Raw genomic sequence first — 15,307 nt, forward strand, 5'->3', positions numbered from 1 at the left:
ATGGTGCAGCAAATACCTGTCAAGCCAGCGAATGTCACTTGGACCGATGATCAGTGGAAAGCGATTTATGCAAGCGGGCAAGATACGCTTGTTTCAGCAGCTGCTGGCTCTGGTAAAACGGCGGTCCTGATTAATCGCATGATTGAAAAGGTAGTGGCAACAGAAAATCCAATAAATGTGGATGAACTTCTTGTCGTAACGTTTACGAATGCTTCCGCAGCTGAAATGCGTCATCGTATGGCAGAGGCGCTTGAAAAAGCAATTGCAGCAAATCCGACGTCGAGCCATTTACGACGTCAGTTAAGCCTAGTCAATAAAGCGCAAATCTCGACATTGCATTCCTTTTGTTTAGCGATTGTTAAGCAGTATGCTTATTTGCTCGATATAGATCCAGGTTTTCGAATTGCTAATGAGGCAGAAATCGCCTTGCTCCGAGATGATATATTAGCTGAAGTGCTAGAATCTGCCTATGATACAGATGACGAAGCACGAATTCATGCAATCTATCAACTTGTCGATAGTTTTACATCAGATCGTGATGATCAAGCGATTGAAACATTAATAAGTAAGCTTTATGATACGTCGCGTGTCCATGCTGAACCACAAAAATGGTTAACGAGCTTACCAGAAACCTATCAGCTAGCGGACGATGTGACAATAGATGATTTAGATTTATCTAAATATGTAAAGTTAACTGTAAAACATAGCCTTGAAGAAGCATTTGTTCTCATTTCTGAAATGCGTGCGATAACGCTTCAACCAGATGGACCGGCTCCATATGCTGAAACCGCTGAAATTGATTTTGCAATGATTCAGGAAGGGATTCGCATTAGTCAAGAAGGCACATGGCAACAGCTATTTGATTATTTTTCTACAGTGAAGTGGTCGACATTAAAACGTGTATCAAAGGATGCTTTAGTCGATGTGGAGCTTCAAGAGCTAGCAAAGAAAAAGCGTGAAGCTGCTAAAAAAATAATGAATAAGTTGAAAGATACTTATTTTGTCCGTACACCTGCACGTTTGCTGGAAGAAATTACACTGATGGCGCCAACGATTGCAACATTAGTTGACTTGACGTCTATTTTTAGCCAGCAATTCCGTCTTGCGAAGTTAGAGCGAGGTATTATCGATTTCTCCGACTTAGAGCATTATGCCCTGCAAATTTTAACGGAAGAGGTAGAGGGAGAATTACAACCATCGCCTGTTGCGTTCGATTTAAAAAAACGTTTTAAAGAAGTGCTGGTGGATGAATACCAAGATACGAATATGCTACAAGAAACCATTTTACAATTAGTCAAGCTAGGCGATGAGCACGATGGCAACCTTTTTATGGTTGGTGACGTAAAACAAAGTATCTATCGCTTCCGTTTAGCAGAACCAAAACTGTTTATGCGAAAGTATGGGGAGTTTGTAGAAAATCCTGATACGACGGGGATGCGTATTGATTTGAATGCCAATTTCCGTAGTCGTAGTGAAGTTTTAAACGCAACCAATTTTGTGTTTGCACAAATTATGGATGAACGTGTCGGTGAAATACAGTATGATGACAATGCTTCATTGAAGCCAGCAGCACCGTATGATGCGAAAGAGGTACCTGTTGAGCTCGTGATTTTACATCCGCCAGAGGAACAGGCAGAGGATGAAGAAATGGAAGAAAATACGAGTGAAGCATCGGAGCTGGAGGAGCTGAAGAAATCACAATATGAGGCACGTTTTATAATTGATCGCATTCGACAATTGATGGAAGAGGGGACAACGGTATACGATACGAAAACGGCAACAGAACGTCCTTTAAAATACAGTGATATTGTCATTTTAATGCGCTCTATGACGTGGTCTACAGATTTGGTAGAGGAATTTAAGTTAGCTGGCATTCCTCTTTATGCAGAGTCATCTAAAGGTTATTTCGATGCCTTAGAAGTAATGATTATGCTGAACACACTAAAAGTTGTCGATAACCCATATCAAGATATACCATTAGCTTCTGTATTACGTGCACCATTTGTTGGCTTAACAGAAAATGAGCTCGCTAAAATTCGTTTAGCAGATACTAAAACACCGTTTTATGATGCATTAAGGCAATTTATACGCAGTGAAGGACATGGTGTGCAATCCGAAACATTTGAGAAGCTTCAACGTTTTATGCTGGCATTTGAAAACTGGCGAGATTTAGCACGTCGTGGCTCTTTGTCGGATTTAATTTGGAAAATTTACTTGGATACTCATTATTATGAAATGGTTGGTGCCATGCCGAATGGCAAACAACGACAGGCAAATTTACGCATTTTACATGATCGAGCATTAATGTATGAAAAGACGGCGTTTCGAGGACTGTTCCGCTTTTTACGCTTTATAGATAGAATGCGAACGCGTGGCGATGATTTAGGAACAGCAAAGTCGATTGGTGAAAAAGACGATGTAGTAAGACTTGTTACAATTCACTCATCCAAAGGTTTAGAGTATCCCGTTGTTTTTGTTGCAGGAATGGGACGACCTTTTAACAAAATGGACTTTCATAATCCGTATTTATTTGACCAAGATTATGGGCTTGCAGTTAAAGCAATTGACCCTGACAATCGGATTACCTATACTTCTTTACCATTTCTAGCGATGAAGGAGAAAAAGGAGCTTGAGATGAGAGCCGAAGAAATGCGGGTGTTGTACGTAGCAATGACGCGTGCAAAGGAACGACTTATTTTAATTGGCTCCGTAAAAAATTGGAGTAAAACACTTGATTCTTGGCAGGACGCGCAAAACTTGCCTGTGGATGCTCCTTTGCAAGATTATTTACGTGCGCGTGCAAATAGTTATTTTGACTGGGTTGGGCCAGCTGTTGCGAGACATGCTGATTTTGCAGCTATTACAAGTTCTTCGTATAAAGCAAGACAAGATAGCTCGCATTGGTGGGTAAGAGCCATTTCAACACATCATTTTATGTATGAAACGCAAGCGTTAGATGAAGACGTGCAACAGATGCTCGCAACGCCAGAGGACGCAGCTCTGCTTGCAGAAATTACAGCTCGCTTCCAAGCCCAATATGCATACCAAAAATCTACACAGAAACGTTCGAAAACATCTGTTAGTGAAATTAAACGTCTAGAAAGCTTACAACATCTAGAGGAGCCAGAATACTATTTTACCGCTCCTAAAAAGGACAAGGCTACAATTGCCCCAAGGCCAACCTTTTTACAGGATAAGCAGCTGACAGGTGCGGAAATGGGGACAGCCATTCATACGGTCATGCAACATGTACCGCAATGTGGCTTTAGCACAGTGCAAGAAGTGGAGCAATTTGTCACTGAGTTAGTGGTAAAACAACTGCTAACCGAGGCAGAGAGCAAGATTGTTCCGTGTGAGAAAATTTACCGTTTCTTTACAACCGATATTGGCCAACGTTTTAAAAATGCAAAGCAAATTCGAAGAGAAATGCCATTTACGATAAGCCGCGTAGATGAGGATGGCGACGCTCAAATTGTGCAAGGGATTGTCGATTGCTTGTTTGAGGATGTCTACGGTAACTGGATATTACTCGATTATAAAACCGACCGCATTGGGCGGCAATTTGCAGAGGAGCCGGCGTTATCGAAGGAACTTTTAGGTCGCTATGGGGTGCAACTACGTGTTTATAGCGAGGCACTTGAGTCGATTTTACACATACAAGTATATGAGAAAGTGTTGTACTTATTTGATATTGAGCAGGCGATTTATGCGTAGGGTCACTATCCTTTGCCTGTAAAATTAAGTATTCCTTTCAGCAACGTTAACAACAATAGGCAAACTTCTGCGTGGAAAGTAAGCTTGATCGAAGTTTACTGAAAGCGCAGAAGGATGCGCATTGTAGTTTAACGACTTAGAAAGAAGAGGAGGCTATTTTGTGAATTTGAAACCGACGATGTTGCAGGAACGAATCGCAACATTAGATATTTTACGTGGAATTAGCTTGCTAGGTATACTAGTCGTCAATATGTATGCCTTTTATTTGCCAATGCCACACATTGATTTAGCGTCATGGTTTACAACACCGTCAGATATTGTTTGGCAACAAAATTTAGATATTTATGTGCAAAGTAGTTTTTATCCTTTATTTTCCTTATTATTTGGTTATGGATTAGCGCTACAATGGCAAAAAGCTCAAAGTCGTGAACAAAACTTTTATGGAACAGGACTCCGAAGGTTAACTGTTTTATTTATGTTCGGTTTGCTGCATGCGCTCCTTATTTGGTGGGGAGATATTTTAATGATGTATGCCTTCTGTGGCGTTTTTCTGCTGTTGCTTTTACGTTTACATCCCATCTGGCTATTACTAACGGGTATTGTTATCAATGGATTTATGCATGTTTTTATGTTGCTTGTAGTAGGTTATATTAACTTTAATACGGAGATTGAAACGTACTTAGATATTACTGGGGTGGAAAAGGCAATTACAGCCTATGGTACAGGTAATTGGATAGATGCCTTTTTACAGCGTTTATCTGACTTATCTATTCAAGCGGGAATCGGGATGTGGATTGCGTCATTATTTACGATATTACCGTATATGCTAATAGGTGCAGCTGCCTCCAAATGGCATTTAGTCGAACGTGCAAAAGAGCTGAAATGGCTGTGGCTAGCACTTACGATAGCTGGGCTAGCACTTGGTATTTTCTTAAAAAGTGTACCCATCCTATTTACACGTACGTATTTACTTGATTATATAAAGGTCTATATCGGTGGGCCGATTTTATCAGTTGGCTATATTGGCCTTGTTGTTTTACTTTGTCTAATGCCAGTCATACCAAAAATACTTAGTCCTTTTGCAAAAATTGGACGCATGTCGTTAACGATGTACATACTGCAATCCATGATTGGGACATTTATATTTTATCAATTTGGATTAGGTTGGTATGGGAAAGTAAGTGTTGCTACAGGTGTATTAATTGCTATCGGTATTATTGTCGTGCAAATGATTTTAGCGGAAATTTGGCTTACAAAATGGAAGCAAGGTCCATTAGAAGCGATCTGGCGTAAGTTAACATATAAGGCGAAAACCGAGTCAAGCTGAAATTTGTGCGTAACATGCTTAATTAATAGAGAATTAGCAACATTAAAAATTGTTATCGTAAAAGTAAGGTAATTTATATCATATTGTTGTATCATGTAGAAAAAAGAAGGAGCTCTTAAAATCATGAAAATTTTATCATTTAAATTAGGTGGACATGTAAGCTTTGGACCAAAAGTAAAAAAAGAAGAAGCGGTATGGGATGTACTCGCTATTCAAAACGAATTACAAGTTCTCCCTTCTTTTTCAAGTTCAATTGTTGATGGCATTGCATTAGGCTTCGATTTTGTTGAACAAATTCGTAAATTAGTAGAAGCAGCGGAAAAATCAGACCGTGCGAATAGCTTCAAACGTGAGTTTACAGTGATTGAGTGGTTATCACCAATTCCACGCACACCAAAAAATATTATGTGTATCGGCAAAAACTATGATGAGCATGCAAAAGAAATGGGTGCAGAAGCAGCACCAATCGATTTAATGGTATTTACAAAATCGCCAACTGCTATTGCGGCTGATGGTCAAACACTATCAATCCATGCAGATCTTTCTTCAAAAATGGATTATGAAGGGGAACTGGCAGTAGTTATTGGTAAACGTGGGAAAAACATTCCGAAAAACTTAGCCTTTGACTATGTATTTGGCTACACAATTGCGAATGATATTACAGCACGTGACCTTCAAGATAAACATAAACAATTTTTCTTAGGTAAAAGCCTAGAAGGAACATGCCCATTAGGACCATACCTTGTAACAAAAGATGAAATTCCAAATCCGCAAGAGTTAACAGTTGTTACAAAAGTAAATGATGAAGTACGTCAAAATGGTACAACGAAAGATATGATGTTTACTGTCGAATCGCTCGTATCGATTTTATCGCAACATGTAACGTTAGAGCCAGGTGATGTGATTTTAACGGGTACACCAGCAGGCGTCGGTAAAGGCATGAATCCACCGCAATATTTAAAAGCGGGAGATACTGTGAAAGTATCCATCCAAGGTATCGGTACGTTAGTAAATCATTTTGAATAATATAGCTAGTCCGCGTGAGTGCAAGCTCCGCGGATTTTTTAATTTGTTTCAGTGGAGCTCATCACTTTTCTAAGGTGGACGAATAGCAAATAACTAACAGGAATCGCCCTTAAGTCAGGCGTTGGTAGCTGTCATAGATTTTTTTATTAAGCAAGTTCGAAAGTCTGGAATCCAAGACATTTAGACGTAAATTCATTCAATTTTGTGAACACAACTTGTAATATTTGAAACCATTACCACTGCGTGATAGGATAGAGTTTGATAGAAAAAAAATGAGGTGGGACAAAAATGGATTTTTTAACTAACCAAACACATTTGCACATTACAACTTGGGTAGTTGGCATCGTAATCTTTTTAATTGCAGCACTTAGTGGTAAGCAGTCCAAAGGCTTACATATGTTATTACGTTTATTCTACATTTTAATTATTATTACTGGCGGGGCATTATTTATTGAAGCGATGAAATTCGGTCAAGGAATGCTTTATGGCTTTAAATTTTTAGGCGGTATTTTCGTTATTGGCATGATGGAAATGGTATTAGTTCGTCAAAAGAAAAACAAGCCAACAACAATGTTCTGGATTTTATTTGCAGTATTTTTACTGATTACAATGTTCTTAGGATTCAAGCTACCAATGGGATTCAATTTCCTTGCATAATGTTTAATAAAAGCTGTGAAGTTGTTGCTTCACGGCTCTTTTATTTTCTTGAAGTGCCAGACACCAGAACAATTCTGAAATTTCAGTGTTTATGGGTTAACTTAATTTGACACCTTTTTGTCGTAATTCATTTTGCATTTCGGTAAAATATTTTGAAATGATAGCAACGTTACTGTTTTATTTGGTAAAATGACGTTGGATTGGTTTGAAAGAGAGGGAATAAAAGTGAAATTTAAGAAGTGGATAAGCGCGACAGCTGCATCGCTTTTACTGGCAACTTCATTAATAGGCGCAACACCGGCACACGCGGATGAAGTACAAAAAAGAACGATTGCTGAAGAAAGCATTTTTGATTTACTCGTTGACCGTTTCTTTAATGGCTCAGGCACTAACGATTATGATACAAATACGCAAGACCCAACGAAATTTGCAGGTGGCGACTTCACCGGTCTACTAGATAAACTAAAATTTATTGGCGAAATGGGCTATACCATCGTATCCATTGGGACAATTTTTGACACAGAAGTATACGATGGTTCTATGCCAACGAGCTATAGTACAATCGAAGAACATTTTGGAACAGCAGAAGAATTCCAAAGTGTGGTGAAGGCCTATAAAGAAAAAAATATGTCAATGATGGTGGACTTTCCTTTAAATAATGTAAGTCCTAATCATGAGTGGGCAAAAGACGCAGCAAAGCAAAACTGGATTGCCTCAACAAATAATGGGCACATTCAATGGGATTTAACAAATAAAGATGTTCAAGCTGCTTTAATCGAATCAGCTACAGAATTTGTTTCTACATATGATGTGGGTGGCTTACGTTTAACGAATATTGCGGATGCTGACACAGCCTTTCTGAATGACATGATTGAGGCGTTAAAAAATACCAACAAATCATTATATGTGATTTCGAATGAAGAAAGTGATGCGAATTTTGATGCATCCTTCTCACCAGCTACAGCAGAGATTTACCGTAATATTTTCAAAAATGTAGATCAGGACTCTTCAAAGCTAATGGAGCCCTTTGCTGGTGAAAAACCAACGCAAATTATGATTGATTCATTACAAACACATCGCTTTACATTTGATTCTGCTTCTGAAAATATGTTCCCCCCAACACGATTGAAAATGGCGATGGGTGCGTTATTTATGCTGCCTGGTATTCCAGTTGTTCAGTATGGTACCGAAATTGCCATGAATGGGGAAGACAAACCTGACACGCATCAATTATACAATTTCAAAACAGATGAAGAGTTAATTGACTATATTAAAAACGTACAGTCATTACGTAACCAATCAGCGACATTACGAAAAGGTGATTTCGAAGTTATTACAAATGACAATGGTTTACTTGTGTTTACGAGAAAATCCGATGAAGAGCAATGGATTATTATGGTGAACAATACAGGAAAAACACAACGTGTCGATTTAACACCAGATCAAATTGGTGAGGGTAAAATGCTAAACGGTATTTTACAAGAAGAAAAGGTGCGAATTAATGAAAAAAATGTTTATCCAGTAATACTAGACCGTGAAATCGTAGAAATTTATCAAGTGAAGGACGATGAGGGGCTAAATGTTCCTTACATGGTTGCGCTTGGATTGGTCTATGTTGTATTTATTGGCTTCGTTATTATTATTATTAAACGAGGAAAAAAACGTCGTCAACAGCAAGACGCTGCAAGTAAAAATAGCTAATTGAAAAAGTGTTAGATTGACTGCAATCAATCTAACACTTTTTTTGCTGTGAACGTGATGGCAATTTGTCTAGGTTTCCTGGCGATTCGTAGACTTCTACCAGCTTCACACTACGCTTGATAATTTTTATTCGTAAAGAAAATTGCAATTGTACCAGGCCCAACATGGGAGCCGATAACAGAGCCAATCATTGTCATTTGGACTGCTTTTGGTGCAAATCTTTCTTGTATGGATGCTTTTACTTCGTTAGCAAAGGCCAAGTCATCACTATGGCTAATTCCGACAATTTTATCAGCAAAATTGCCACCACGCTCTTGCATTAAATCCAACATACGCGCAATGGCTTTTTTACGACCACGTGATTTTTCAATTGGTACGAGTTTACCGTCCTCTACGTTCAAAATAGGCTTTATGCTAAGGAGTCCGCCAAGGAAGGCACTCGCTTTCGAAACACGACCTCCTTTTGCAAGGTAATCTAAATCTTCCACTGTAAACAGATGCTCCATCTGTGAAGCGAGTAATTGTATTTTTGTTTCGATTTCATCAAGCGAAGTACCTGCTTTTCGAAGTTGCACGGCTTCATCAACGACTAAGCCATAGCCTAATGAGGCACATTTCGAATCGACTATTGCGAGCTTTAATGTTGGATATTGTTCAAGAACTTGGTTGCGGATCATTACAGCTGTACTATACGTACCTGATAATTCAGATGAAAAGGCGATGTAAATACCTTGCTCACCGCTTTTTGCTAGGTTTTCGAACTGTTGCAGAAAGAGCTCTGGTGAAACTTGCGATGTTTTTGGATGAGCCCCTTGGCGAATAGCATCATAAACTTCCTTCGAATCAATCGACAAGACATCATCATATTCATGGTTATTTACTTGTACACGTAGCGGAAGTAGAATGACATCATTCTCTTCATAGTATGACTTTGGTAAATCACATCCACTATCAGTAAAAATCTTCATCATCTTGACCTCCTAAAAAAACTGTATTTACTAGAAATGCTAGCATTGTCTAATGCGTCCTGATTTAAAATGATCGCATTCGCTTCGCTTTTTAAAATCTAGTAGCTTGCCAAAAGCTATAACTTTATTCACTAGACGTATAAGCATTCAAGTGTACAAATAAAAATCAAATTTTACAAGCATTAGAGATGAAAAGCTTTTACAGAATAAAGTTTTAATAACTGGAAATGATGCATTAACTATGATAATTTTAAGCGTTCAATAAGTATTTTAGCAATGCCATCTTCATTATTTGTTGTTGTAATTTCGTTGGCAATGTTTTTTAAGCTAGGGATTCCATTGCCCATAGCGACTCCAATACCCGCATAATCAATCATTTCTAAATCATTGTCCTCATCGCCAAAAGCGATAATACGTTCACGTGGAATACCTAAATCCTTCGCTACATGTGAAATACCCACCGCTTTATTTAAACCTCGGCGAACAATTTCAATAATGTGAAGTGGAGCACCCCAACGACGATGTTCAATCACTTCTGCATGGACAGCTTGTAAATGGTCGCGAATAATCATAGAATTTACTTCGTTTGCTTGAATTAATAGACTCGTTGGATTGACTAATAGTTTTGTCGAAATATCACCCAACGTAATTTTTGGATTGCCCATGTTAAAAATATTTAAAATCCGATCATCCTCCGTGTGCACATAGATGTCATCCTTCACTTCAGCTATAATATTTTCATATTCATAGTGATTGACTGAATCAACTACCTCTCGTACAACACTTAAATCAATCGGTGTATGCATAGTTTGCCAAGCAGCATTTTTAGGATGGTGGACATAGGCTCCATTAAAATTAACAATCGGTGTTGTTAAACCAAGCTCATGATAGTAGATATCACTTGCGCGATATGGACGACCTGTGGCAATCATAACTTGATGCCCTTGTTCCTTAGCCTGCAATAATGTTTTTTTAGTTTTTGAAGAAATTTGTTGTTGGTCCGTTAATAACGTACCGTCTAAATCTAAAACGATTAAATGCTGTTTCATAGCTTGTTGCCCCTTTCCTTATGTTTGAATAGTATCGCTTTGTTATCCGTTCGTCAAAATTTTGTCACATTGAAAAAAGTTTGCTAACATAAAAAGGTCAGACAAAAGTTGGGAGTGACAAGAATGTTTGTAAAGACTGAAATATGGGGACAGATTCCTTTGTTACATATATATACAGACAAGATGAATGAAAAAACCCCGGTAGTAATTTTCTTACACGGCTTTATGAGTGCAAAAGAACATAACCTACATTATGCTTACCAGTTGGTAAATAAAGGGGTGCGTGTCCTATTACCAGATGCAAAATTCCATGGTGCGCGTAGTGAAGGATTAACAGAGACTCAGATGAATTTACATTTTTGGGACATTGTCTTAAATTCTATTCATGAAGTAGAGCAATTATATAAAGATTTAAAGAATAAGCAACTTGTAGCTGGCGATAAAATTGGTGTAGCCGGTACTTCAATGGGAGCCATCGTTACATCTGGCTGTTTAAAGCTTTATGATTGGATACAAACCGCGGCAATATGTATGGGTGGTCCAGCTTTTATCAAATTAGGAGCCTATCAATTACAGCAATTGGCTAAAAGTGGTGTAAAGTGGCCGATGTCAGAACAAGAAGTACAAAAAACAAACGCACTTCTCGCAACGTATGATATTAGTTTAACGCCGGAACAATTCGCTGGACGACCTGTGTTCTTTTGGCATGGTGAGCAAGATAAAACTGTACCATTTCAAGATACGTATGATTTTTATTGTACATTACGTACATACTATGAAGAAAATCCGAGCAATTTAAAATTTATTGCAGATAAACACGCTGGTCATGCCGTGACACGTGATGGTATGCTAGCAGCAACGGAATGGCTTGCACAGCATTTGGCATAATAAGAAGCATCTGCTATGATTAAGTTAACACTATGTTGGAAGGAGAAATACAAATGGATCAAGATATGAAAGACAGCATGCTAAGTGCATTAGAAAATGTAATTGACCCTGAGCTTGGTATTGATATCGTCAACTTAGGTTTAGTATATGATGTAGAGTTAGATGACGAAGGTTTAGCGACCGTTACAATGACACTGACTTCTATGGGTTGCCCAATGGGACCAGTAATTGTTGATCAAGTGAATACAGCTTTAAGTGAACTACCAGAGGTGAAAAGTACAAATGTTAATATTGTATGGAATCCACCTTGGTCAAAAGATAAGATGTCTCGCTATGCAAAAATGGCGTTAGGCGTTCGTTAGGAAATTCGCTGCTTCTAGTGAATAAAAAATCCCTGCTTGCACATAACTGTAAGCGGGGATTTTTATTTAGCTTCTTTCATTATCTAACGGGTGGAATGCCGGATGTACACTGGTATTCAGAAGGGATTAAAAATGCTAATGAATTAGTTCAAGCTCCTGGGTGAATATTCAAGGGATAAATCAAGACGCAATTAAAAGGGCTAAATGATAAATCAATCAATACGACAAATTTGCAGAGGACAATTTTCACAAGCAATTTCATCTTTTAAATATTGCAAATCTATAATCGTAATATAGCCTTTTTCAAAGGATAGAATATGATGCTTTTTTAAATCGTTCAACATACGGTTAATCATTTCTCTACTTGTTGCACACAAATTCGCAATCTCAGAGTTTGTTAATGGAAAATCAATAAAAATTGACCCATCTTCCAATGACTTACCGTACGTATTTGTCAGGCGAATAAGCGTTGAAAATAAAGCCCCTTTTTTACCATTTAACACTAAATCGCGTAGACGACTTTGATATTTTAAATTTTCTGTTTGCAACCACTTCATATACTCTACCATTAATTGCGGTTGCTCAACTAATAGGTGCTCTAATGATTTACGACTTAGAACATATAACGTGGAAGATTCTAAAACTTTTGCCGTCATCGAAAAATACGTGAGGTTACAAAATAATGAACCCTCGCCAATTATACTATCAGGACCGCAAATTCGAACGGTTAATTCTTTTCCACTTTCGGTTTCCTGACTAATCGAAATAGCGCCTGTTTTAATATAATATATTTCTTTAGCACGTTCTCCTTCTAAGAAAATTTTACTATCCTTATTCACTTTGATGAAAACGCCGTTATTTTGAAAAAGCGCCTTTATTTTCTCTTGTGTACTATCCTTTAGTACCATATATCAAACACATCTCTTTCTTTTTGTAATAAAAATTACCTGTATTACAAAAGGATGATGATAATCATTTCGATATATTAAAACAACGAAACATACCACTATTATAACGTAATTTCCCATTATCCAGTGTAAAATTTTTGAGCTTTTTTTTTGCTTGGCTTTGTCGATTGTTGTAAAATAAAGTTAGTCAAAGAAGGTCAAACTTTGAAAACAAAGTTAGGGTAAAGAAATAAAAAGTGAAGAGGAGTGCTATTATGCAATTTCAACAAACAGATGATAAAAAACCATTAGAGCAATTTGGTCGTAACTTAGTCGAAGAAGTAAAAAACGGCAAAATGGATCCCGTCATTGGGCGTGATGAAGAAATTCGTAATGTTATTCGAATTTTAACGCGAAAAACGAAAAATAACCCTGTGTTAATTGGTGAACCTGGGGTTGGTAAAACAGCCATCGTAGAAGGCTTGGCACAACGTATTGTTAAAGGAGATGTGCCAGAAGGCTTAAAAGAGTGCGTGCTTTATGAGTTGGATATGAGTGCATTAATAGCAGGTGCAAGTTATCGTGGGCAATTTGAAGAACGATTAAAAGGTGTACTAAAAGAAGTGAAAGAATCTGAAGGGCGCATTATTTTATTTATTGATGAAATTCATACAATTGTTGGTGCGGGTAAAACCGATGGCGCAATGGATGCAGGAAATATGTTAAAGCCTATGCTTGCACGAGGTGAACTTCATTGCATAGGAGCGACTACATTAGACGAATACCGTATGTATATTGAAAAAGATCCTGCTTTAGAACGTCGCTTCCAACAAGTGCTTGTACGTGAACCATCTATTGAAGATACCGTTTCGATTTTACGTGGTTTAAAGGAACGTTTTGAACTACATCATGCAGTGCGCATTCATGACCGAGCAATTGTAGCAGCTGCAGAGCTTTCAAATCGCTATATTACTGAGCGTTTTTTACCGGATAAAGCGATTGATTTAATCGATGAGGCATGTGCAATGATTCGAACAGAAATTGATTCGATGCCACAAGAGCTAGATGCGGTCACTCGTCGTATTATGCAGTTAGAAATTGAAGAGCAAGCATTGCGTAAGGAAAAGGATGAAGCGAGTAAAAAACGTCTTGAGCAATTACAAGAAGAGTTAACAAAACTAAAAAGTTCGTCAGAAGGTATGCGTCAACAATGGGAAGCAGAGAAAAAAACACTGCAAGGTATCCAGAAAAAACGTGAGTCACTAGATAAGTACCGTCGTGATTTAGACGAAGCGGAAAGTAAATATGATTTAAATAAAGCAGCTGAATTACGACATGGGAAAATCCCTGCACTTGAAAAAGAAATTCAAGAGATGGAAAAGCAATTAGAAAACGGTAGTGACACACGTATTTTACGTGAAGAAGTAACATCCGAAGAGATTGCTTCTATTGTATCTCGTTGGACAGGTATCCCTGTTACAAAGCTAGTTGAAGGGGAACGTGAGAAATTATTGCGTTTAAAAGATACGTTACATGAACGAGTGGTGGGGCAAGATAATGCTGTTCAGCTTGTTACAGAAGCAGTTTGGCGTGCAAGAGCAGGCATTAAAGATCCACATCGCCCAATTGGTAGCTTCTTATTCCTAGGGCCGACGGGTGTTGGTAAAACAGAGCTAGCTAAAGCACTTGCGGCACAGCTATTTGATTCAGAGGAGCATTTTATTCGTATTGATATGAGTGAATATATGGAGAAACATAGTGTATCACGTCTCGTAGGTGCACCTCCAGGCTATATCGGCTATGAAGAAGGTGGTCAATTAACAGAAGCTGTTCGCCGTAATCCATATTCTGTCGTTTTACTCGATGAAATTGAAAAGGCTCATCCTGATGTGGCGAACATTTTATTGCAAATTCTAGATGATGGTCGCATTACGGATAGTCAAGGACGAATGGTTAACTTTACAAATACCGTTGTTATTTTAACATCTAATATCGGCTCTAGCTATTTAATGGAGGCACAAAAAGATGATGCAGCAGTAGAAGATTTAGTGATGGCAGCATTACGTCAACACTTTAAACCAGAGTTATTAAACCGAATGGATGATATTATTCTGTTCCATGCGTTATCAGAAGAACATTTTACAGCGATTGCTTGGAAATATGTTGAACAGCTTGTAAAACGTGTAGCCGAACAGGAAATTACGTTAGATGTCGCACAAGACGTCATAGATTGGGTTGTCGAGCAAGGTGCAGATCCACAGTTTGGGGCACGTCCATTAAAACGATTTGTGCAACGTTATATTGAAACAGCGGTTGCCAAGGAGCTATTACGTGGTGAAGTATTGCCAGGAGAAACTTTGCATATTAACATGTGTGATGGTCAGTGTGTAGTAGAAAAATAATAAATAGAAAAAAACCTGTCTCGCACTAGGCGAGACAGGTTTTTTATAAATTTGATTAATGATGGTCTGCAGCTTCTGGAGTTGGCTCGTTTGGAATGATTGCGCCAATAACGAAAATTAGTACAGAGAATACAACTGAAAGAATCGCACCAGTTTGGAAATCAAATGGTACTCCGATTACAGCACTTACTACGTAGTTTAACATGGAAACTAGTAAGAATGACCATATGAACGTTACGATATATTGCATTAATTTCACCTCAACCGAACTATTTTATTACATATACATTATCATATCATAACATAAGTCGAAAAAAAAAGAACCT

The 15,307-nt window shown here is 38.1% G+C and carries 12 protein-coding genes; 8 read left to right on the forward strand and 4 right to left on the reverse strand.

Annotation, left to right across the window (positions count from 1 at the left end; all coding sequences use genetic code 11):
* From addA to MHH88_RS03565, 5 genes are all read left to right on the forward strand, one after another.
* On the forward strand, window positions 1-3,714 hold the full coding sequence (addA, locus tag MHH88_RS03545) for a helicase-exonuclease AddAB subunit AddA (RefSeq protein ID WP_339261602.1): 3,714 nt from the start codon (window positions 1-3) through the stop codon (window positions 3,712-3,714).
* Between the two features lie 160 nt (window positions 3,715-3,874).
* Complete coding sequence (locus MHH88_RS03550; RefSeq protein WP_339261603.1) at window positions 3,875-5,041, forward strand: DUF418 domain-containing protein; 1,167 nt, start codon at window positions 3,875-3,877, stop codon at window positions 5,039-5,041.
* A gap of 123 nt (window positions 5,042-5,164) precedes the next feature.
* Window positions 5,165-6,067 carry a fumarylacetoacetate hydrolase family protein gene (locus MHH88_RS03555; protein ID WP_024362513.1) on the forward strand — a complete coding sequence of 301 codons (903 nt, stop codon included), beginning with the start codon at window positions 5,165-5,167 and terminating at the stop codon, window positions 6,065-6,067.
* Between the two features lie 288 nt (window positions 6,068-6,355).
* Window positions 6,356-6,724, forward strand: a complete 369-nt coding sequence (locus tag MHH88_RS03560; RefSeq protein ID WP_024362514.1) for a YisL family protein — start codon at window positions 6,356-6,358, stop codon at window positions 6,722-6,724.
* 189 nt (window positions 6,725-6,913) lie between these two features.
* Window positions 6,914-8,425, forward strand: coding sequence for an alpha-amylase family glycosyl hydrolase (locus MHH88_RS03565; RefSeq protein ID WP_339261604.1), 1,512 nt, complete (start codon window positions 6,914-6,916; stop codon window positions 8,423-8,425).
* 110 nt (window positions 8,426-8,535) lie between these two features.
* Here the strand turns inward: MHH88_RS03565 and MHH88_RS03570 are convergent, their stop codons facing one another.
* Together MHH88_RS03570 and MHH88_RS03575 are read right to left on the reverse strand one after the other, a co-directional pair.
* The gene (locus MHH88_RS03570; RefSeq protein WP_339262985.1) at window positions 8,536-9,393 is read right to left on the reverse strand and encodes a DegV family protein; all 858 of its coding nucleotides are present in this window, start codon (window positions 9,391-9,393) and stop codon (window positions 8,536-8,538) included.
* A gap of 239 nt (window positions 9,394-9,632) precedes the next feature.
* Window positions 9,633-10,442, reverse strand: coding sequence for a Cof-type HAD-IIB family hydrolase (locus MHH88_RS03575; RefSeq protein WP_339261605.1), 810 nt, complete (start codon window positions 10,440-10,442; stop codon window positions 9,633-9,635).
* Between the two features lie 123 nt (window positions 10,443-10,565).
* On the opposite strand from MHH88_RS03575, the gene MHH88_RS03580 reads away from it, so the two are divergent.
* Entirely contained in the window at window positions 10,566-11,330 is a 765-nt protein-coding gene (locus tag MHH88_RS03580; RefSeq protein ID WP_339261606.1) for an alpha/beta hydrolase, read from the forward strand.
* A 53-nt stretch (window positions 11,331-11,383) separates the two neighbouring features.
* Window positions 11,384-11,692 (forward strand): metal-sulfur cluster assembly factor, encoded by a 309-nt coding sequence (locus tag MHH88_RS03585; RefSeq protein ID WP_024362519.1) that lies wholly within the window; start codon window positions 11,384-11,386, stop codon window positions 11,690-11,692.
* 212 nt (window positions 11,693-11,904) lie between these two features.
* On the opposite strand, the gene MHH88_RS03590 is transcribed toward MHH88_RS03585, so the two are convergent.
* Complete coding sequence (locus MHH88_RS03590; RefSeq protein ID WP_339261607.1) at window positions 11,905-12,600, reverse strand: Crp/Fnr family transcriptional regulator; 696 nt, start codon at window positions 12,598-12,600, stop codon at window positions 11,905-11,907.
* A gap of 254 nt (window positions 12,601-12,854) precedes the next feature.
* Here MHH88_RS03590 and MHH88_RS03595 point away from each other — a divergent pair, with 254 nt between their 5' ends.
* The gene (locus tag MHH88_RS03595; RefSeq protein ID WP_339261608.1) at window positions 12,855-14,981 is read left to right on the forward strand and encodes an AAA family ATPase; all 2,127 of its coding nucleotides are present in this window, start codon (window positions 12,855-12,857) and stop codon (window positions 14,979-14,981) included.
* Window positions 14,982-15,036: 55 nt separating this feature from the next.
* Here MHH88_RS03595 and MHH88_RS03600 read toward each other — a convergent pair whose 3' ends face one another.
* Window positions 15,037-15,231 carry a YjzD family protein gene (locus MHH88_RS03600; protein WP_024362521.1) on the reverse strand — a complete coding sequence of 65 codons (195 nt, stop codon included), beginning with the start codon at window positions 15,229-15,231 and terminating at the stop codon, window positions 15,037-15,039.
* Between the last annotated feature and the right edge of the window lie 76 nt (window positions 15,232-15,307).

This window comes from Lysinibacillus sp. FSL K6-3209 (genome assembly GCF_037976175.1).
Lineage (GTDB): Bacteria > Bacillota > Bacilli > Bacillales_A > Planococcaceae > Lysinibacillus > Lysinibacillus sphaericus_D.